General features: G+C 45.4%; 18 protein-coding genes. 10 read left to right on the forward strand and 8 right to left on the reverse strand.

Annotated features, from left to right (window positions below):
- Positions 1-5 precede the first annotated feature (5 nt).
- The 3 genes from GHNINEIG_RS08930 to GHNINEIG_RS08940 all read right to left on the reverse strand — a co-directional run bounded on the left by GHNINEIG_RS08930 (position 6) and on the right by GHNINEIG_RS08940 (position 4,846).
- The gene (locus tag GHNINEIG_RS08930; protein ID WP_135796329.1) at positions 6-599 is read right to left on the reverse strand and encodes a TetR/AcrR family transcriptional regulator; all 594 of its coding nucleotides are present in this window, start codon (positions 597-599) and stop codon (positions 6-8) included.
- Between the two features lie 147 nt (positions 600-746).
- A complete protein-coding gene (locus tag GHNINEIG_RS08935; protein WP_135796330.1) occupies positions 747-3,812 on the reverse strand; it encodes an efflux RND transporter permease subunit in 3,066 nt (1,021 codons plus the stop codon).
- Positions 3,809-4,846 carry an efflux RND transporter periplasmic adaptor subunit gene (locus tag GHNINEIG_RS08940; protein WP_135796331.1) on the reverse strand — a complete coding sequence of 346 codons (1,038 nt, stop codon included), beginning with the start codon at positions 4,844-4,846 and terminating at the stop codon, positions 3,809-3,811. Before GHNINEIG_RS08940 ends, GHNINEIG_RS08935 begins: the two co-directional genes overlap by 4 nt.
- A gap of 183 nt (positions 4,847-5,029) precedes the next feature.
- Here GHNINEIG_RS08940 and GHNINEIG_RS08945 point away from each other — a divergent pair, with 183 nt between their 5' ends.
- Positions 5,030-6,109, forward strand: coding sequence for a DNA alkylation repair protein (locus GHNINEIG_RS08945; protein WP_135796332.1), 1,080 nt, complete (start codon positions 5,030-5,032; stop codon positions 6,107-6,109).
- Here GHNINEIG_RS08945 and GHNINEIG_RS08950 read toward each other — a convergent pair.
- Positions 6,106-6,618, reverse strand: a complete 513-nt coding sequence (locus GHNINEIG_RS08950) for an RDD family protein (RefSeq protein WP_135796333.1) — start codon at positions 6,616-6,618, stop codon at positions 6,106-6,108. The genes GHNINEIG_RS08945 and GHNINEIG_RS08950 overlap by 4 nt on opposite strands.
- Before the next feature lie 23 nt (positions 6,619-6,641).
- Entirely contained in the window at positions 6,642-7,361 is a 720-nt protein-coding gene (locus GHNINEIG_RS08955) for a M48 family metallopeptidase (protein ID WP_135796334.1), read from the reverse strand.
- A gap of 364 nt (positions 7,362-7,725) precedes the next feature.
- Between GHNINEIG_RS08955 and GHNINEIG_RS08960 the strand changes: the two genes are divergently transcribed.
- Positions 7,726-8,958 (forward strand): multidrug effflux MFS transporter, encoded by a 1,233-nt coding sequence (locus GHNINEIG_RS08960; RefSeq protein ID WP_135796335.1) that lies wholly within the window; start codon positions 7,726-7,728, stop codon positions 8,956-8,958.
- Positions 8,959-9,057: 99 nt separating this feature from the next.
- The gene (locus GHNINEIG_RS08965; RefSeq protein WP_135796336.1) at positions 9,058-9,978 is read left to right on the forward strand and encodes an RluA family pseudouridine synthase; all 921 of its coding nucleotides are present in this window, start codon (positions 9,058-9,060) and stop codon (positions 9,976-9,978) included.
- Here the strand turns inward: GHNINEIG_RS08965 and GHNINEIG_RS11685 are convergent.
- Complete coding sequence (locus GHNINEIG_RS11685) at positions 9,975-10,130, reverse strand: hypothetical protein (RefSeq protein ID WP_189636868.1); 156 nt, start codon at positions 10,128-10,130, stop codon at positions 9,975-9,977. The genes GHNINEIG_RS08965 and GHNINEIG_RS11685 overlap by 4 nt on opposite strands.
- Before the next feature lie 134 nt (positions 10,131-10,264).
- Between GHNINEIG_RS11685 and GHNINEIG_RS08970 the strand changes: the two genes are divergently transcribed.
- From GHNINEIG_RS08970 to GHNINEIG_RS08995, 6 genes are all read left to right on the forward strand, one after another.
- Entirely contained in the window at positions 10,265-12,010 is a 1,746-nt protein-coding gene (locus GHNINEIG_RS08970; RefSeq protein WP_135796337.1) for a 2-oxoacid:acceptor oxidoreductase subunit alpha, read from the forward strand.
- Positions 12,007-12,873, forward strand: a complete 867-nt coding sequence (locus GHNINEIG_RS08975) for a 2-oxoacid:ferredoxin oxidoreductase subunit beta (protein WP_135796338.1) — start codon at positions 12,007-12,009, stop codon at positions 12,871-12,873. The genes GHNINEIG_RS08970 and GHNINEIG_RS08975 overlap by 4 nt, the downstream gene beginning before the upstream one ends.
- Positions 12,870-13,409 carry a hypothetical protein gene (locus tag GHNINEIG_RS08980; RefSeq protein ID WP_135796339.1) on the forward strand — a complete coding sequence of 180 codons (540 nt, stop codon included), beginning with the start codon at positions 12,870-12,872 and terminating at the stop codon, positions 13,407-13,409. The genes GHNINEIG_RS08975 and GHNINEIG_RS08980 overlap by 4 nt, the downstream gene beginning before the upstream one ends.
- Before the next feature lie 12 nt (positions 13,410-13,421).
- Positions 13,422-13,820: an HIRAN domain-containing protein gene (locus tag GHNINEIG_RS08985; protein ID WP_135796340.1), complete on the forward strand. Its 399-nt coding sequence runs from the start codon at positions 13,422-13,424 to the stop codon at positions 13,818-13,820.
- Positions 13,821-13,889: 69 nt separating this feature from the next.
- A complete protein-coding gene (locus GHNINEIG_RS08990) occupies positions 13,890-14,771 on the forward strand; it encodes a 3'-5' exonuclease (RefSeq protein ID WP_135796341.1) in 882 nt (293 codons plus the stop codon).
- Between the two features lie 130 nt (positions 14,772-14,901).
- Positions 14,902-15,354, forward strand: a complete 453-nt coding sequence (locus GHNINEIG_RS08995) for a universal stress protein (protein ID WP_189636869.1) — start codon at positions 14,902-14,904, stop codon at positions 15,352-15,354.
- A 4-nt stretch (positions 15,355-15,358) separates the two neighbouring features.
- Here GHNINEIG_RS08995 and ggt read toward each other — a convergent pair whose 3' ends face one another.
- Both ggt and GHNINEIG_RS09005 read right to left on the reverse strand, forming a co-directional pair.
- Positions 15,359-17,089: a gamma-glutamyltransferase gene (gene ggt, locus GHNINEIG_RS09000; protein ID WP_135796343.1), complete on the reverse strand. Its 1,731-nt coding sequence runs from the start codon at positions 17,087-17,089 to the stop codon at positions 15,359-15,361.
- 216 nt (positions 17,090-17,305) lie between these two features.
- Positions 17,306-17,587, reverse strand: coding sequence for a peptidylprolyl isomerase (locus GHNINEIG_RS09005; RefSeq protein ID WP_135796344.1), 282 nt, complete (start codon positions 17,585-17,587; stop codon positions 17,306-17,308).
- Between the two features lie 85 nt (positions 17,588-17,672).
- Here GHNINEIG_RS09005 and GHNINEIG_RS09010 point away from each other — a divergent pair, with 85 nt between their 5' ends.
- Positions 17,673-18,731 carry a hydroxymethylglutaryl-CoA reductase gene (locus tag GHNINEIG_RS09010; RefSeq protein ID WP_135796345.1) on the forward strand — a complete coding sequence of 353 codons (1,059 nt, stop codon included), beginning with the start codon at positions 17,673-17,675 and terminating at the stop codon, positions 18,729-18,731.
- Positions 18,732-18,737: the final 6 nt, after the last annotated feature.

Genomic DNA, 18,737 nt, shown 5'->3' on the forward strand with positions numbered 1-18,737 from the left:
CTTTGTCAGTCTGCTTTAATTGCGCGCCAAGCTGCGCGGGTGAGTTCATCTAAATGTTCGTTTAACGATTCTGGGGCTAAGCCATCCAAATGCAGTTGAATCAATCTCAGAATACTGCCGTACGCAATGGATGACGCCACCATTAAGTCCATCGCACGAATTTGACCCGACTGCTGCCCTTCCTCCAATACACCTCTTAACGTCATAAAAGGTTTGGAAGAACATAATGGTTGAATCGACGGCATAAACTCACGGTGCCGTGCATACAAAATAAACTGCATCACATGAGGAAACTGTTCCGTCATCTCAAACAGCCATTTCGCTAAGTGATAGTATCGCTGCCAGCAATCAGAATACGTAGCCAATAAGGACGCTTGGTCGGCTTCAATCTTCGCCAGCAACAAATCCATCAACGTCATCGCCAAATGCTCTTTATCTTTAAACGCATGATAAATGGATCCCGTACTCACCCCGGAGTGCGCCACCAAATCAGGAATCGATGTATTAAAGAACCCTTTTTCAACAAACAGTACCAACGCACTGTCTAAGATTCTTTTTTTCGATGCACTGATATCAGCTTCTTCAAAAAAATTGGCCATTTTTGTTCCTCAAACTTAATTTAGAATGATTATTCTAGAATATATATTCTAATTCCAATCAAATATTTTAATGAGCTGAAGATTTCAACTCGTGATACCTATTTCAAGTCATAAAAAAACGCCCAGGCCTGGGCGTTTTTAAGGAGATTAACCCGACTGATTGGACTGCGGAATACGGAACCACAATGCATATAAAGCAGGCAGGAAAAGCAGCGTCAGCAAGGTACCGACTCCAATACCGCCAATCAACACATACGCTAAAGGCCCCCAAAACGTATTCGTGGTGAGTGGAATAAAGGCCAAAATCGCGGCCAAAGCCGTTAATAAAACCGGTCTTGCGCGGCGTAGCGTCGCATCAATCAAAGCTTCTTTCGGTGCCATATTCTGCTTTTGGTTATCATTGATTTGCCCCACCAAAATCAGCGTATTTCGCATTAAAATACCCGCTAATCCGATCAACCCCAAGGTGGCGACAAAACCAAACGGCTGTGAAAACAGCAACAATGCCGCCACGGCACCAATCAACCCCAACGGAGCGGTCACTAACACCATAAACGTCCCTAGAAAACTTTGCATATTCAACATGACCAAGGTCACCATCAATAACACCATAACGGGCATCAAAGTCTGAATAGAAGCTTGTGCCTTACCAGATTGCTCCACAGAGCCGCCGATTTCTAATCGAACGCCATCCGGGAGTGACTCCCGCAAATTCGCCATATCTTTCCAAATCGCCATGGTGACATCAGGTGGTTGTGCGCCTTCCACTTCAGCATTGATATTAATATATGGCGTTCGATTACGACGTTTTAATACCGGATTGTTAAACACAACATTTAAGTCCGCCAATTGTTGCAACGGGACTTTGGAACCATTCTGAGTTTCAATTGGCAAACTTTGTAGCTGTTTAAGCGCATCACCGGATGAGAATTGGGTAAAGCTAGTCAATAGGATACGTCGGGTATTTTCACGCAATTCCGCTTCCGTTTGTCCTCTTAAAGCCTGTTGCAATTGTTGCGACAGATTCAACGGTGTCACCCCTAATAAAGCCAGACGATCCAAATCATAAGACAACTCGATATCAGGACTCTTTTCACCCCATTCCAAATGCGGATCATAAATATGTTCATTCTCAGTCATTTTTTGACGCACTTGCTCGCCGACGTCTCGCAACACATTCAAGTCATCTCCCATCACACGAAAAGTGACAGGCCAAACCACTGGCGGTCCATAAAGTAAGGCATGCACCCGAACACGGGCCGCATCAAAATGACCGGCTGCGATATAGTCTTGTAACCGCGCTTTTAGACGGTTCCTCGCTTCGGCATCGGAAGTAACAATAATCAGCTTCGCAAACGCGGGATTAGGCAGTTCTGGATTCAGCGCCAAGAAAAAACGAGGCGCTCCCTGCCCAATGTAACTGCTTAAGGTTTTGACCTCAGGTTGCTGACGTACATAATTTTCGATTTGATGAGACAAATCATCCGTGACTTGCTGACTGGACCCTTCTGGCAAATAAATATCTACCATCAATTCAGGTCGATCGGAACTTGGGAAAAACTGTTTTTCCACCAGCTTTGCCATACCGAACGTGGACACTAAAAAAATACCCAATGTCACGCCAACAACGGTTTTACGATAACGCACACAACGGTGCACCCAGGTCGATAAAAATCGTGTTAACCGATTATCGGGCGCGCCACTGTCGTGCACGTTTTGCGTTTCAACATTCGGCAACAACTTAAAGCCCAAATAAGGTGTAAAAGTCACCGCCACCAACCAAGATAACAGCAAAGCGAACGCTAGGATCCAGAAAATATTACCGGCGTATTCTCCAACGTTGGAGGCGGCGAAACCAATCGGTACAAAGCCGACCACTGTCACCAGCGTGCCGAATAACATAGGGGAAGCCGTCACCGTCCACGCATAAGCGGCTGCTTTAGTTCTTTCAAGCCCTTCTTCCATTTTCACCAGCATCATTTCAATGGCGATAATGGCATCATCTACCAGCAGGCCTAAAGCTAAAATCAACGCCCCCAGAGTAATCCGGTCCAGGTTTTTCCCCGTTATTTGCATTAAGAAAAAGGTCAAAGCCAGAGTGAGTGGAATCGCCAGAGCTACTACAATTCCAGCACGCCAACCCAATGCCAGAAAACTCACCGCAAGCACAACCAGCACCGCCATTAAAAACTTCAACTGAAAGGCATTCACTGCTAACGCAATAGCATCACCCTGATTGGTGACTTTTTCCAAAGTAACGCCTTTAGGCAAATTCGGTTGCCAGTTTTGAGTAAAAGTCGACAAACGGTCTGACAAATCCAGACCGTTATGGCCTTTTTTCATCACGACCCCCAATAACAAAGCTTCTTGCCCCTGGTTTCGAATTTTAAAATGACTCGGTTTCTTAAATCCTCTTGAAACAGTGGCAAAATCTGACAAATGCATGACTTGCCCATTCACTGCAATCGGTACCTGGCGAATCTCTTCCAGCGAATCCCTCGCTGCGGTTTGGCGTAGATAAACCCGAGGCCCAATGGTTTCTACAAACCCAGAGGGGGCAATCGATTGATAAGCATTTAGATTTTGCAGAAGTTGCTGCTGCGTTACCCCCAATGCTTTCATTTTGGCTGCATTAAAAGTGATTTGAATCTGCTGCGTCTGCTCTCCCAGCAAATTGACCTTTTGCACCCCGTTCACTCGCAACAGCGCATCCCGTGTTTTTTCCGCGGTCTGCAACCAATCTGCATAATTGAGGTCGCCCTGAGTTAACGAGTAAAGTGTAAAATAAACATCGGCGAAATCGTCATTCACAAAGGGCCCTTGCACTCCTTGAGGCAAAGCACCTTTCAAATCCAACATTCTCTTACGAACTTGATAAAACTGATCTTCAACAGCTTCGGGAGGCGTATATTCCTTAAAGGTCACCAGCATCGTCACTTCACCGGGGCGAGCAGTGGTTTCCACAAAATCGAAATACTCCACTTGTTGTAGTTTTTTCTCAATAGGGTCGGCGACCTGATTTTGCATTTGCTCTGCCGTTGCACCCGGCCAATTGGCAGACACCACCATCACTTTAATAGTAAAGTTAGGGTCTTCGGCACGCCCCAAATTAATAAACGAAACTGTTCCCACCAGAATGGACAACAAAATAAAATACAAAGTAACCGCTTTATGCTTAACCGCTAATTCCGAAAGGTTAAAACGCTGCATCATGGACGCACACTCACAGCTTGGCCTTCAACCAACGCATGAGTGCCTTGCTTGACTACTTGCGCCGGTTCTTCTAAATCCGCTTCGATAATAGCGAATTCATTCGTCATCTGTGTGACGGTGACCGGTTTAGCAGTGACATGTTGGTCTTCTATTAACCAAACAAAACTGTGCTCTCCTTTATTGAACACGGCGGTAATCGGTAACTGTTGTTTGTGCTTAAATTCGGTTTGAAAATGAAGTTGTACCACACTCCCTAACGGCAGAGGTCGAGAACAAGTAAGCAATTGATAGCGTGCTTGATATTGCAGTCCGGAAGATGAGTTGAGGGGGCTTTTAGCACGCAATGTAACTTGACAGTGACCTGGATGATCAACCCCGCTCAGCGAACCCGATTGAATGTCATTGGTGATTCGATTAGCGGGCAAAGACACTTCTGCTTCGGCCAGTTCACTCACGACTTGGAAAACAGGCTGTCCAGCGGGCACCATTTGCCCGACTTCCACAGAGACCTGACTGACCATACCGGTTACCGGTGATTTCAATACACTGTAATTTAATTGATTTTGCGCTAATTTCAATGCCGCTTTGGCTGCAACCATCGACTGGCGACTTTCTGTTTCATAGGTTTCTGCACGCTGTAGTTGCTGTAAGCTAATCAACTTATCTCGATAAAGTTTAGCAAGCCGTTGACTTTCTCGTGCGGCATTTTCCATATTCGATTGCGCTGAAGCCAGATTGGCTTTTGCCTGCTCTACCGACAGTTTTAAATCAGTCTGATCAAGTTTTGCTAATGCTTGACCTTTTTTAACAAACTGCCCTAATTCAACCGAACGCTGTTCCACTTGTCCAGCGACTCGAAAACTCAACATAAACTGATAACGAGGCTGAAGGGTTCCGGTTAATTGCCAACTGTCCGGAGAGGGAGTTGTCACATGAACGGCTTCCACCCAACGAGACTCAGAGGAAACGTCACTCGCAAAAACGAAAGGCGTGTGACAGGCCAACAAAGAACAACATAACATTAAAAAGCGCATAAAGTCTCTTCTAGCATTTTATATAAGAAAATCATCATAAATGTTTAAACTCAAAAAGTCACCGTTTACGCAATTATTTCCATATTATGCAACTGGAAAAATGACAGCACAGGGAGAAATTCATCCGTTCATGAGATACAACAAACGTTTTGAATTCATCATAAAAGCGCTAAACTAAATGGCATGGACCCTTTAAAAGACTTTTACAATGCTAAGCTCATTCAAGCGCTGGCAGAGACTATTTCGTTTTATGCGCCTAATTTTAACGGTAATGCATTTCAAAAAGCCGTTCTGAATAACGAATGGCAAACGCTTGAGCTAAAGCAACGCATTCAAAAAATCAGCCTAACCCTGAAACACTTCCTGCCAAAAGATTTTGCTCAAGCGGCAAAAATACTGACACAAACGGCTCAACACTTTAAAGGGTTTGAATATATTTTCTTTCCGGATTATATCGAGCAGTTCGGGCAAGATCACTATGACATTTCCGCTCAGGCATTAGAAGCCATGACACCTTACTCTTCGGCTGAGTTTGCTGTGCGTCCATTGATTGAGCGTTATCCCCAAAAAATGATGGGGCAACTTTTAAAATGGACGCAGTCAGAAAATGAGCACGTCAGGCGTCTTGCCAGCGAAGGCTGTCGTCCGAGGCTTCCCTGGGCGAAAGCCTTAAAAATTTTTCAACAAGATCCTCACCCTATTTTGCCTATCTTGGAAGCTCTGAAACAAGACGATAGCCGCTATGTACGTAAAAGCGTCGCGAATAATTTAAATGACATATCCAAGGACCACCCCGAGCTCATTTTAAAAACCGCACAAAATTGGTTTGGGCAACACCCTCATACCGATTGGATTTTAAAACACGGCTGTCGCACCCTACTGAAACAGGCGCATCCTGACCTCCTAGCTTTGTTTGGCTTTGCCAAGCCAAGTCATGTCGACCTTTCAATTTTTAACGTGCCCGCACAGGTCGAGATCGGTTCCAACTTAAAAATGATCATTGAATTACAAACGCAACAAGCAGAACTGGGAAAGCTTCGAGTAGAAGTTTGTTTACATTACCGCCGTGCCAACGGCCAGCTCTCTCATAAACGTTTTAAAGTGATTGAAGGAAATTACAGAAAAGAAAAAAAGGTCGAAAAGCATCTATCTTTCCAACCCTTGTCCACGCGACGTTATTATCCCGGTGAACACGGGCTGACCCTCATTATCAATGGTCAACCGATGGCTGAAAAGTCATTTGAACTGGTGGGGAAACCTTAAGGCTTGTTGACCACCAACGTGCTGGCAATAAAATCGTGCAACCCTTGTTTACGTGCGGTGAAAGCAATCATGATAAACCCGATCAACAACAAAATGGCCGAAAGGTATTTTGAGAAAAATCGCACGGTCGCACGCACTAATGAAATGCGCTGATCCGCATAATCGGTCACTTGAATACCCAACGCCATTTTCCCGAACGTCGCCTGCTTATTGGAGGACTCCATGAAAGCAAAATACCCCCAGCTGACCAAAATGGACACTAAATCCATCACGTTCGCATTCTGGACCATTTCCCCTTCGGCATTAAAATCCACCACGCCAAACATCGCAAAAACAAACCCTAACAGCACCAAGACAAACGTCAATAAAAGAGCATCAATCAGGTAGGCAATGGCTCGTTTCCAAAAACCGGCATAAGGCGTGTCCGTGGCAACCTGTGTCACATCCGGTGAATTTTCAGATACGTTCTCGACGATTACTTCTTCCGAAGCAGGTGTTTTATTGTCCATGTTTTCTCACTTAAGTCGTTTGATTAAAAATGAATTAATGCCGTGCCATTTTCTTTTAGCCACAGCTTATGCGTTTCATAGTCCGGGCAATGTTCAGCCACCAGTTGCCAATATTGTGTGGAATGATTCGGATGAACCAAATGACACAACTCATGCTGAATAACGTAATCAATCACATCCTTCGGAGCCATCGCCAAACGCCAATTAAATTGAATTCGACCGTCCGGATAACAGCTGCCCCAACGAGACTTATAATTGCGTACGGTTATTTCGGTCGGTGAAACCGCAATTTGTTCAGCAAACAAGGGCACCTTTTCCATTAAATAACATTGCAGTTGCTGGGTTAAAAACTGTATTATTTTTTTTCTGGCCGTGACCTCCGGCGCCTTTAAAGCACGAGCTGTTTGCATATAGGCCGTTAAACAAGAACCTTCCAGCATCACTTGAAGCGATTTAACCGGCGTTTTATGGTCTTCTTTATACAAGATCTTGTCACCAAACAACAATAACTCATGCCCAGACTTCAAAACCAGCTTTTTCGGCATTTCAGCCTGATGTTTACGAATTTGATCCAGCAACCAGTCTTTTTCATTTGCGATTAAAGACTCAATCGTTAAATCGGAAAACTGCTTTGGAACCATTAAAGCAATGCGATCGGGCTCAACCTTGAGTCCAATCGACCCTCGCCTTGAGGTTTTAACGACTTCAATTGTTTCGTTATCAAGTTGTAATACGTGCGCCATTTAACAAACCATTCTGCTTAAGTTCTCAAGATTGTACTGTAAAAGACGCCGCATTTTCATTTCTTAACCACAATTTCCAAGTCACATATCCATCAACATCATTCAACGGCTGTTTGCTTGTGAACGATTTGCCTACAAAATTAGCAATGCTATCTATGGTATGTGCTTCTGCTGATTCATGGCAATTTAAATGCTGAATCAACCCATTTAATTGTCACCTCAACACAGACAACCTTACTGAAAGGATGTGGACGAAAAAGCATGTAAAAGCGGAAGTTTTTTTGTTTATTAGCAGACAGGGCTTTCGTGTTTCATCGTTTTGTTAAAAACGCTATAATGATTGTTTTGAAATTGAACATATTCCATGTCATCAGCCCCCAATTCTTCTTCGTTCGGCGCTTCGACTGCCAACCTTTCGTCCATGTTTTTAATTATGGTCGTTGCCTTAATCGGCATGTTGGCGCCCTTTACCATCGACACTTATTTACCTTCTTTTCCAGCCATCGAGGCCGAGTTGTCGGCAAACCGGGATTTACTGTCGCAAACGCTGGCAATTTATTTAATCAGCTTTGCCATGGCAACCTTGGTCTGGGGGCCGATGGCTGACCGTTGGGGGCGCAAACCGATTATCCTCACCAGCTTAATCGGTTATTTAGCGGCATCTTTCCTCTGTGCACTGGCGCAAAATATCGAAACACTTTTGCTGGGGCGCGCCTTGCAGGGAACGCTTTTGGCGGGCAGCCTAGTGGCGAGCCGAGCCATGCTTCGCGACGTTTTTCAGGGTGATGAAGCCCAGAAAGCGATGGCATTGATGATGATGCTGTTTACAATGGCACCTGCTCTGGCACCGATTATTGGCGGTTGGTTGGAAGTACATATGGGGTGGCGCTCGGTGTTTTATTTTTTGGCGATTTACAGTGTGGTTATCATTATGCTGTTTTCCGTTCGCATAAAAGAATCACAATCTCCCGAGCATGTGCAATCGATTCACCCCGCGCGCATTCTCAAAGGATACTGGCAGAGCCTAGTGCATCCTCAATTTTTACGGCTGGTGGCCGCGCAAGGGTTGATCATCGGTGGTTTTTTTGTGTATGTAGCCGGTGCTGCCAGTGTGATTTTCGATCATTTGAAACTGGGAGAACAGGATTTCTGGGTGCTGTTTGTTCCCGTGGTGTCGGGTGTGTTATTCGGTTCCATTCTCATTCACCGTATAACACATCGCTTCAAAACCACCACACTGATTAATATCGCCTTCACGCTGGCGACTCTGGCCGTGGCGCTTAACCTTATCTTTGAAACTTTTTTACCGGTTCATGTCGGGCTGGTCATTTCCCCGCTGGTCCTCTATTCATTTGCATTTGCCATGGCGAACCCGGGACTCAGTCTGGTGGCTTTGGACTGTTTACCCAGTCAGCGCGGTTTGGCCAGTTCGGTACAAAGCCTTTTCCAAATGGGGATGGCCGGACTGGTCGCGGCGCTGGTCGTACCTTATGTGCACCATAGCTTACAATGGATGGCGCTCTCGCAAGCAATTCTATTAACACTCGCATTGTTACTCTGGCTGGGCGTACGCCGTCAGGTTCATATCAAAACCTGAGTGCTTGCTAAGCCGGCGTGCTTGTAAACGTTTTCACAAAACACCTTTTGCTGCCTGAATCACCCAATTTAACTGCTCGGAATCAGGTAAAATTCTCTTATGACTACTACCTCGACCACTGATCACAGCATTGACCGTGCCAAGCCATTTGAATGCCATTTTACCCTTGAACAGGCACAACCGCTACTAGACGCATTGCAATCACACTTGCCTGACGGCTTTGGGTTTTCCAATCAGCAGTTGAAACGTTTTTGCCAGCAAGGGGCTGTTTGGGTTTCTGAACCGTTAAACCAACCCCAAATACGCTCTAAAAAAGCGCGTGTTCGCCGCGCAAAAAAACTGCTGAAAGAAGGCGCTGAAGTGTCTTTTTACTTCAATGAAGCCATCTTAAATGCCGAAATCCCACCTCCTGTTTTAATCAAAGATTGTCATGATTTTAGTGTTTGGTACAAACCGAAAGGTGTGTTGTCACAAGGATCAAAATGGGGCGACCATACGACCTTAAATCGCTGGATTGAAACCCAATATCTCTTTAAAGAATCGCCTGAAAAGCGCCCTTGTTGGATCGTTCATCGATTAGATAAAGCGACGGACGGTTTGATGTTGATTGCCCACAATAAAAAATCTGCTCAACGACTGGCACACCGATTTGAGACACGCCAAATAGGTAAAACCTACCAGGCCTGGGTGAAAGGGAAATTTGGCGAAACAGAGCATACTTATGACCAAGAAATCAATGGCAAACCGGCTTTAACTACAGCCCAACAACTTACTTACAACTCAGAGAACGACTGCAGCCTAGTACAAGTGAGCATTGCCACGGGGCGGAAACATCAAATCAGAATCCACTTATCAGAAGCCGGCTTTCCAATTATAGGGGATCGATTGTATGGCGATGCGCAAGCAGCAGATCAGGACTTGCAACTGACCGCCGTCGAAATTACTTTTTTATCGCCACAAGGGAACATTGAACAACAATTCCAACTGCCAGAAAACATACGCCCCAATATATCGATTTAGTCGAGCTTTTCAGCTTCCCTGCTCAACTCCTGATGAGATTTCTCAGCAGCGTCCTTCTGATATTCTTTTTCATACGCTCTTTCTTCAGCTGAACTGCATCCATAAACGCTTAAGAAGCTCAATAACAAAGCACTGATCCAAATTTGTTTCACTGTTGATACCTTTTTTAATTAAAAAACCACCTTTTGTTGGCAGATTCACAGTGTATCCTAGTTTTGATTGTTCTAGAATAGGGATTAGATTATTTCAACAGATTTGGCACGTAAAAAAGCTTAGAGGACAATTCATGACACACCCTGTTTCAGTTTCCCAAAACACTTTGGCCATTTCCGTATCGGGATCGGGTGGGACAGGTGCGGTCACAGTAGGGTTGATTTTACTTGAAGCTGTCGCAAAAGCCGGGTTTTATGGCGTAATGACTCGCTCTTTTGGTCCACAAATTCGTGGAGGTGAGTCAGCGGTGATGTTGAATCTATCCGACCAGCCCATTGAAACTTTGGCAGAATTTTCTCATATTCACTTAGCGCTGGACTGGCTCAAGTTTGAACGGTTTGCCGATGAAATTCCGTTAACACAAGACAGCTTGGTGATTTACGACAACAGCCGTGAGAAACCGCCAGGCCTGGTGGAATCATCCGGTGCGAAACTGATTGGACTCGCCTTACAAAATGCGGTTAAAACCATCCAAGGCAGCCGCATGAATATGTTTGCTTTGGGTGTATTAGCGCAGCAAATCGGGTTGGATTCCGCTTTCATAGAATCTGCTGTGAAAAAGACGCTGGGCAAAAAAGGCGATGCGGTCATCACGCCCTCTTTAGAAGCCATTCAAGCAGGCAGACAACTCATTTCAAACAGCCATTTTAACGTGTTATCCCGCTGGCAATCTTCCAACAAAACGCGCTGGAATATCAGCGGGAATGAAGCCTGTGGCTTAGGTGCATTGCGTGGCGGGTTAAAGTTAGCGGCGGCTTACCCAATCACTCCGGCGACTGACATAGTGGAATATTTAGCCCCCCGTATCGAAAAACTGGGTGGCCGCGTCCTCATTGCCGAAGATGAATTGGCGGCCATGAACATGGTCATTGGGGGCTCTTTTGGCGGTTATCCAAGTATGACAGCGACTTCCGGTCCAGGGTTTTCGCTGATGACCGAAGCGATGGGGCTGGCCATCGCCAGTGAAACCCCTGCCCTAGTGGTGACGGTTATGCGCGGCGGCCCGTCCACAGGTATCCCAACCAAATCAGAGCAGACCGATTTAAACCAAGTACTTTATGGGTTTCACGGAGAAGCGCCCCACGTTGTCACCGCACCATTGAATGTACAGGAAATGGTGACTGTCTCACAATGGTCTCTAGGTCTGGCAGAAACATTACAAACGCTGGTTGTAGAAGTGTCTGACCAGCATTTAGGGCAATCTCGAGTCATTATCGACCCTGTGCCACCCGTCGATTTCAACTTGAACCGGTTGCACCCCCCCGCCACCCCATCCGATTATCAACGTTACCAATTAACTCAAGATGCGATATCTCCTATGGCATGGTTGGGAACACCTGAAACCCAGTATACCGCGGACGGTTTAGAACACACTGAAACAGGCAAACCTTCCTCTGCAGCAAAAGACCATCAGCAGCAATTGACAAAGCGGTCACAAAAAATCACCCAATTCGACTATGGTGAACGCTGGGCAAAACGCACTGAAAAAGAAGATGCCAATGAGATGGTGATTACATGGGGGTCGACTTATGAAGCCGTTCGCGTTGCCGTTGACGCCTTAAACAAACAAGGCGCACGCATCAGCTTATTGGGATTACGCTTATTAATGCCTTTGCAGACTCAAAAGATTCAAGCGCTATGCAAAGACAAAACGGTCATCGTGATTGAACAAAATGCTTCAGGGCAACTCTTTCATTATTTACTCTCTGACAACGCCATCCCCAGAGCCAGTCAGAGCATTGCGGAAACCGGCCCGGTTTTATTCAAACCTTCAACGGTTCAGGCGGCTTTAACCCATTGCTTGGAGGCGATTAAATGACGCATTCTGCATCTGCCACGCTTGAAAAAATCGCGGTAAAAACCGTCAAACCCACCGAATATTTATCGAACATCCATCCCGTTTGGTGCCCGGGATGCGGGCACTTCTTTATCTTGCGTGCCTTAACCAAAGCACTGGCTTGGCTGAAACTGCCAAAAGAACAAATTGGCTTAGTCTCAGGCATCGGTTGTTCTTCCCGATTACCAGCTTATTTGAATGTCTATGGCTTTCACGGGGTACATGGTCGGGCTTTGGCCTTAGCCAGCGGCTTAAAGGCGAATCGACCCGACTTGACGGTTTTAGTTGCCGGTGGTGATGGAGACGGCTATTCGATTGGAGGAAACCACTTCATTCATGCTTGCCGCCGCAATATGGATATGACGTACATCGTGATGGACAATGAAGTGTATGGCATGACGAAAGGCCAACCCTCTCCAACAACGCCCTCCGAATGGCAAAGCAAACTGACCCCACAAGGAACCGGTGTTGCGAGATTCAACCCTTTGGGAATTGCACTGGCATCAGGTGCAAGCTTCATCGCCAGAGGCTTTTCTGGTGACCCCAACGGCCTCACTAAATTAATGACTGAAGCGATTCAACACAAAGGGTTTTCACTGATTGAAATTAAAAGCCCTTGCGTCACTTTTCGTCCGGAAGAGAAAGAGTGGCAGAAATCGATGCGCTCTTTAAATATTGCTCCCTCTTCCAACCCGGCTGAGGCGGCTAAAGCCATTTACAGCAGTGACGGTTTTGATACTGGCATTTTTTATCAAGCCGACTTACCGGTTTATGAACCCACGCATACCCCTTGTAACAACCCTGAAGAAATCCTATCGGACATCGAGAAGGAGTTATGCATATGAATGCTATGAACAAAAGGACAGAAGCGCACCCTCATCTCAAAACAACCCATAAAAATGTCGCCTGGACACTGGCAGCCATCCATGAAATGCTTGAGGAAAGTATTTATCACTGTGAAACACTCTGCCACACCTTACAAGCCCACCATAATCTTAAGGCGGCCAAAGTATTTGAAGAACTCTGCCCACATATTGTCTCCGAACAAACATTAATGCAAGACTTCTCAGCTGCAATTTCACTGCCTGAAATTCCACCCTGGGAGATTCCTTATCACGATTACATTCATCCAGTCAGCGCTTTAACTCATGCTCATTATTTAATGAGTGAATCGGATGCCTGGAAATTAATGAGTGACATTGTCCAGGTACACAGTTGTTTTTATAGTTACTTGCTGGAGCAAAAACAACCTCCAGAAATAGAAACTCTCTTGAAACAACTGCGCCAACTGAATACAGAGTGTCAAAAAATTTGTCGGCAACATCAGGCAGCTCACGATGTTTTACCTGCTGATTTAGACCCGCCTATTCCGCAAAGTTAGTCAAGGAAAGAAATGCATAAAATAAACGCGTTTTTTAGCTGGTTCAATCAACCGCGTCAGCAAAACCAGGTTCTACTGATTAAAGGAAGTTATTATTATGATGCTGATCGTATTGATGCGGCAGGTCAATTCACCCTGAACATGCCGTTACAGCTTCACCTGGAACCAGACAATGAATACGATGCCAACGCCGTTCAAATTTGGGTTGCCGACAACTTGTTACAATCCCATTTACTGGGATATATTCCAAGATCTGACGCCAAACGAGTGAACTGGCTTATTACCCATCATTGTTTAAGCGACTGTCGACTTGAAACCTGTTATCGCCAATACCAGCGCTTATATCTTTATATCAATATCACCACGCATTTAACTTTCTGGCAAAGAATCCAGATAAGCTGGTTTGTTTAAAGATTTTTTGAATTCCCTTGCCGCTTCTGCAAGAATAACCTTTCTCATTTTCCAAGAGCTATACGACTTATGACCCCGCAAACCGACTTAGAACCCCTCGCGCAACAACTTGAACAATCCGACGACTATCAGGTATTACGCCGTTTCAAACCCCTCTCCGGTTACCGAACGCCTGCGGGTGAAACATTGCACAAAGTCTGTATTATTGATACGGAAACCACCGGCCTGGATACGCGCGTTTGTGAAATCATTGAGCTGGGGTATCAAATCGTTGAATTCGATTCGCAGGGCAATTTCTATCAAATTTTAAGCGCGAAAAACTTTTTAAATGAACCAGAAGGCGAGATTTCCGCTGAAGTGACTCAGGTGACGGGGTTAACATTGGACGATGTGAAAGGGCATCAAATCCCATGGGCGGAAGTCGAAGCGGATATGGCCGATGTACAACTCTGTGTCGCCCATAATGCGGCATTTGACCGCCCTGTCGTTGAACGTTACAGCGATTGTTTTATCGATAAAGTCTGGGGCTGTTCAGCGGTCCAAATCGATTGGTTCCATTTAGCAAAAGTCGGTTCGCGCAGTCAGGAGTTTTTGTGCTGGAAAGTCGGTCAGTTTTTTTATGGGGCTCACCGTGCATTAGATGATGTGCAAGCCTTAACCCATCTGCTGACCTTCCCGATTTCAGAAGCGGCATTACCCGCTTTTCATTTTTTACTCGCTTCCGTGCGTCAGCAAAAAGTGTTGATTAAAGCGACCGGTGCACCTTTTGATTTAAAAGATGAGTTAAAGCAACGCGGTTATCGTTGGCAACCAACAGAACGTGTCTGGCAAAAAGTCTTTGAAGCCAGTCAGCAGCAAGAAGAAATTGCTTGGCTGATTGAAAACAATACCCCTAACCCGGACATCATTAAACTCAAAGCCACCGATACCTTTTCCGTTAGAGCGCAATAAACAACGCAAAAATTACCAGGTCTGGCAGTTTTACTGGTAAAGTTGATTAATCGCTTACAGTGGCATAAAGTAATACGGTACAAGTAATAATATAACTGGTTTCTATTTGCCCTGTCTTTTGGAGATGAATATGCATCACTATCAAACGGTTTTAGTTGCGGTCGATTTTTCCCAACACAGTGAAAAAGCCATTGCCCGTGCCAAACAGCTGGCAGCCATGTATGAAGCTGAACTCCAATTATTACATGTCATTGAAGAGCCCATGTACCCGATTTATGATGATATCAGCTTAAGCGCGACCCCCAATGCCTGGTTTCCAGATATGTTGGAAAACCTTCAAAAGGCAGCTACCGAAAAGCTGACGCATTTAGCCGAAACAAACCAAATTCCGGCAACGTCTTGCCATACTTTAACCGGTTTTCCTAAAACACAAATTGTTGACTATGCCAACCAGATACAAGCGGATTTGATTGTCATGGGACGGCACGGCATGTCTTTTTTTGACAAGTTGATCGGTTCCACCACCGACAGTGTTCTACATCAAGCACAGTGCGACGTGATGGCAGTCACTCTCGACTCTTAAACTTTTATGGCTTAACGGGGAACACCTTCGAAACGCCTCGTCCTCTAACATCGGAAGCGGCTTGTAATTGTCCATGCCGGCGCACAATCAGTTGCACATCGCCCAAGTAATTATTACGCTTTAACTGATACCCCATTAATCGCAACGCTTGCTTGGTTTCCGTACTCAACTCAGGGTGATACATAATCACATCTTTCGGCAACAGTTGATGATGGACACGCGGGGCATCAACCGCCATTTGTGGAGAGAGATTGCGGTCAATCACATTGACGATCGTTTGGAAAACCGACGTGATGATCGAAGACCCGCCTGGCGTTCCCACCACCATTTCGACAGCGCCGTTTTTGACTAAAATCGTCGGCGACATGGAAGACAACATACGTTTTTCCGGCGCAATTTCATTCGCTTTCCCCCCCACAACACCAAACACATTGGCAACGCCTGGCTTGGTACTGAAATCATCCATTTCATCATTCATTAAAAACCCGGCTTTCGAAACCACCACCCCACTCCCGAATGGCATATTCAAAGTATAGGTATTGGAAACCGCATTGCCTTGAGCATCCACCACTGAAAAATGCGTCGTATCAGTCGACTCCGCTAAACCAGGTTTAATCGTTTGAGTTTCTGATATTTCATCCATCAATACATCCGCTGCTCTCTTTCTTAGATAGGCATCCGAAATCAGTTTTTTTGTTGGCACCTTAATAAAATCCGGATCACCTAGGTATTGAGCTCGATCAGCATAGACCCGTTTTGACAACTCGGCATAAAAATGTGCGCGAGTCGCCTGCGGTGGAATCCCCGCTTTGTCCATCGACAACAATGCATCTTGATACTGGTTTTCCAATATGGCTTTCATTTTCAACAATTGAACAATCGCCACCCCACCTGAGCTTGGCGGCGGTGCAGAAATGACTTGATGCCCTTTCCAATCGGCTTCTACAGGTTGACGCCACTTGACGTCATAATGCGCCAAATCGTCCATGGTAATTAACCCATCCTGCGACTGCATTTCTTTAACAATCAATTGAGCCGTTTGTCCAAAATAAAAATCATAAGGCCCTGTTTGCGCAATACGCTTCAAGGTGTTTGCCAAATCCGGTTGTTTAAATAACAACCCTGTCTTCAACTCACCGAAATAACGCTTAAAATTCAAAGGTACCCTTGATTTATTGGCGATCCATTTCTGATACCAATCTGCTACCTCTTCTAAAGATTTCGGTACCACAAACCCTTTTTCGGCCAAAACAATGGCAGGGTGAACCAACGATGCCCATGGCAGTTTTCCAAACCGCTGATGCGCCACCCACAATCCCATGACCGTTCCAGGCACACCTGAAGCCTGATAACCGACCAAAGATTTATAGGGAATGACTGCTTTTTTAGCATTGAGATACATATCTCGAAATGCGGCTTTGGGCGCTTTTTCACGATAATCCAGAAAGTAAGCTTGCTTTTGTGATGACGTAGCGGCATTCGTATAAAGTGTCATAAACCCACCACCACCGAGGTTGCCGGCTTCAGGATACGTGACCGCTAGCACAAAAGCAGCCGCGACCGATGCATCCACCGCATTCCCGCCGGATAATAAAATTTTACGCGCGACCTCGGCACTGTAAGAGTCCGGCATGGCAACAGCCGCTTGGGGCGTTAAACTTAACTGGGCGGCAAAAGAAGAAGGTATAGAGAAAAAAGAAACCCATAACGCAAGGCAATAAAAGGATGTTCGCATAAGCTTTCCTGTGGCTGTTCAATCCAATCAAATATCTAAGTAATGATACCCATTATATAGAGAATGATTCCAGAGTAAAAAATCATTCCCTTTAAAACTTTGCAGCCAGTTGCAGATAGTTAGAGAAAACGCCGATTTCTAAAACAAAAAAGCCCGTAAAATCAGCCAGGCCTGGTCAATTTTACGAGCTTTTAACAGGATGATAGAAAATCGAAATTATTCGGTTCTATCAGTCACTTCAACCAAGTGATAACCGAATTGTGTTTTGATTGGTCCTTCTAACGATCCAACGTCGGCTGAAAAGCAAACTTTATCAAATTCCGGCACCATCATACCTGGGCCAAACTGACCTAAGTCTCCTCCAGTTCTGCTTGACGGGCAAGCTGAGTTTGCTTTTGCGACATCGGCAAAATCCGCGCCCTCTTCAATCTGTTTTTTCAGGTCTAATGCTTTTTCTTCTGTCTCTACTAAAATATGTCTTGCGGTCGCTAACGCCATTTCTTTTCCTTGTAACTTTTCTTATGGCTTCTTCGCCATAACTTTTCAATCAATCGAACACTAAGTTGTCATATAATACCTGAATATGAAAAACGAATCACTTAGAAACTTTGCGCATATCCCTATGCAGTCTGTCGGCCCTTTCAAACTGATTGGGGAAGTCGAAACAGATGACTTGATGGTTCCAATGGCGACCTATGAAACGCCTCTTTGGCCTTCCGTAGCGCGTGGCGCCCGTGTCACGCATCATGCAGGCGGTATTCGAGTCACTGTGATTGATGAACGTATGACGCGCTCGGTCTTGTTAGAAGCCCCGAATGCGAGTGTTGCTTTGCAACGCTTTCAAGCATTAAAAGCCGATCAAGCAGCGCTTCAAGCAGTGGTTTCTGAAACAAGTCAATATGCCAAACTGTTAGATTTAAATGTTCAAATTGTCGGTAATTTAATTTACCTGAGATTGGAATTCAGCACCGGTGATGCCTCAGGTCACAACATGGTGACCAATGCAGCCGATAAACTAATCCCTTGGATTTTGGAAACCTACCCAGATTTAAATTATGTCTCCATTTCTGGAAACTACTGTACTGATAAAAAAGTCTCTGCTGTAAACGGCATTTTAGGCCGAGGAAAAAATGTGGTCTGCGAAACCACGATTCCGCGGAAACTGTGTCAGCGTTTTTTAAAAACCACGCCGGAAGCCATTGTCGATTTACACATCAAAAAAGATTTAATCGGCAGTATCGTATCCGGTGGCCTTAGAACCGCAAACGCCCATGTTGCCAATATGTTGCTGGGATTTTATTTGGCCACAGGGCAAGATGCCGCCAATATCGTTGAAGGCTCTCAATCCATCAACCATGTTGAAGTCAATGCAAACGGCGACTTGTACTTCTCGACGACTTTGCCTAATTTGATTGTCGGCACCGTCGGCAATGGAAAAGGACTCGATTTTGTTCTCGACAATTTAGAACAGTTGGGCTGTGCCGACCAAACAGCCAAACCGGGCCAAAATTCCCGCAGACTCGCCTGCATTGCCGGAGCCACAGCGTTATGTGGGGAATTGTCTCTGCTGGCGGCACAAACCAATCCGGGAGAATTGATGTCCGCCCATCTGAAACTTGAACGCCAGAACGCTTCTTCTTAAGCTTGT

The organism is Hydrogenovibrio crunogenus, from assembly GCF_004786015.1.
GTDB classification, from domain to species: Bacteria; Pseudomonadota; Gammaproteobacteria; order Thiomicrospirales; family Thiomicrospiraceae; genus Hydrogenovibrio; species Hydrogenovibrio crunogenus.

Bases quoted from the DNA above. Each gene is read 5' to 3' on its own strand.
- GHNINEIG_RS08930 (WP_135796329.1), bottom strand. From the start codon at position 599: ATGGCCAATTTTTTTGAAGAAGCTGATATCAGTGCATCGAAAAAAAGA.
- GHNINEIG_RS08935 (WP_135796330.1), bottom strand. From the start codon at position 3,812: ATGATGCAGCGTTTTAACCTTTCGGAATTAGCGGTTAAGCATAAAGCG.
- GHNINEIG_RS08940 (WP_135796331.1), bottom strand. From the start codon at position 4,846: ATGCGCTTTTTAATGTTATGTTGTTCTTTGTTGGCCTGTCACACGCCT.
- GHNINEIG_RS08945 (WP_135796332.1), top strand. From the start codon at position 5,030: ATGGACCCTTTAAAAGACTTTTACAATGCTAAGCTCATTCAAGCGCTG.
- GHNINEIG_RS08950 (WP_135796333.1), bottom strand. From the start codon at position 6,618: ATGGACAATAAAACACCTGCTTCGGAAGAAGTAATCGTCGAGAACGTA.
- GHNINEIG_RS08955 (WP_135796334.1), bottom strand. From the start codon at position 7,361: ATGGCGCACGTATTACAACTTGATAACGAAACAATTGAAGTCGTTAAA.
- GHNINEIG_RS08960 (WP_135796335.1), top strand. From the start codon at position 7,726: ATGTCATCAGCCCCCAATTCTTCTTCGTTCGGCGCTTCGACTGCCAAC.
- GHNINEIG_RS08965 (WP_135796336.1), top strand. From the start codon at position 9,058: ATGACTACTACCTCGACCACTGATCACAGCATTGACCGTGCCAAGCCA.
- GHNINEIG_RS08970 (WP_135796337.1), top strand. From the start codon at position 10,265: ATGACACACCCTGTTTCAGTTTCCCAAAACACTTTGGCCATTTCCGTA.
- GHNINEIG_RS08975 (WP_135796338.1), top strand. From the start codon at position 12,007: ATGACGCATTCTGCATCTGCCACGCTTGAAAAAATCGCGGTAAAAACC.
- GHNINEIG_RS08980 (WP_135796339.1), top strand. From the start codon at position 12,870: ATGAATGCTATGAACAAAAGGACAGAAGCGCACCCTCATCTCAAAACA.
- GHNINEIG_RS08985 (WP_135796340.1), top strand. From the start codon at position 13,422: ATGCATAAAATAAACGCGTTTTTTAGCTGGTTCAATCAACCGCGTCAG.
- GHNINEIG_RS08990 (WP_135796341.1), top strand. From the start codon at position 13,890: ATGACCCCGCAAACCGACTTAGAACCCCTCGCGCAACAACTTGAACAA.
- GHNINEIG_RS08995 (WP_189636869.1), top strand. From the start codon at position 14,902: ATGCATCACTATCAAACGGTTTTAGTTGCGGTCGATTTTTCCCAACAC.
- ggt (WP_135796343.1), bottom strand. From the start codon at position 17,089: ATGCGAACATCCTTTTATTGCCTTGCGTTATGGGTTTCTTTTTTCTCT.
- GHNINEIG_RS09005 (WP_135796344.1), bottom strand. From the start codon at position 17,587: ATGGCGTTAGCGACCGCAAGACATATTTTAGTAGAGACAGAAGAAAAA.
- GHNINEIG_RS09010 (WP_135796345.1), top strand. From the start codon at position 17,673: ATGAAAAACGAATCACTTAGAAACTTTGCGCATATCCCTATGCAGTCT.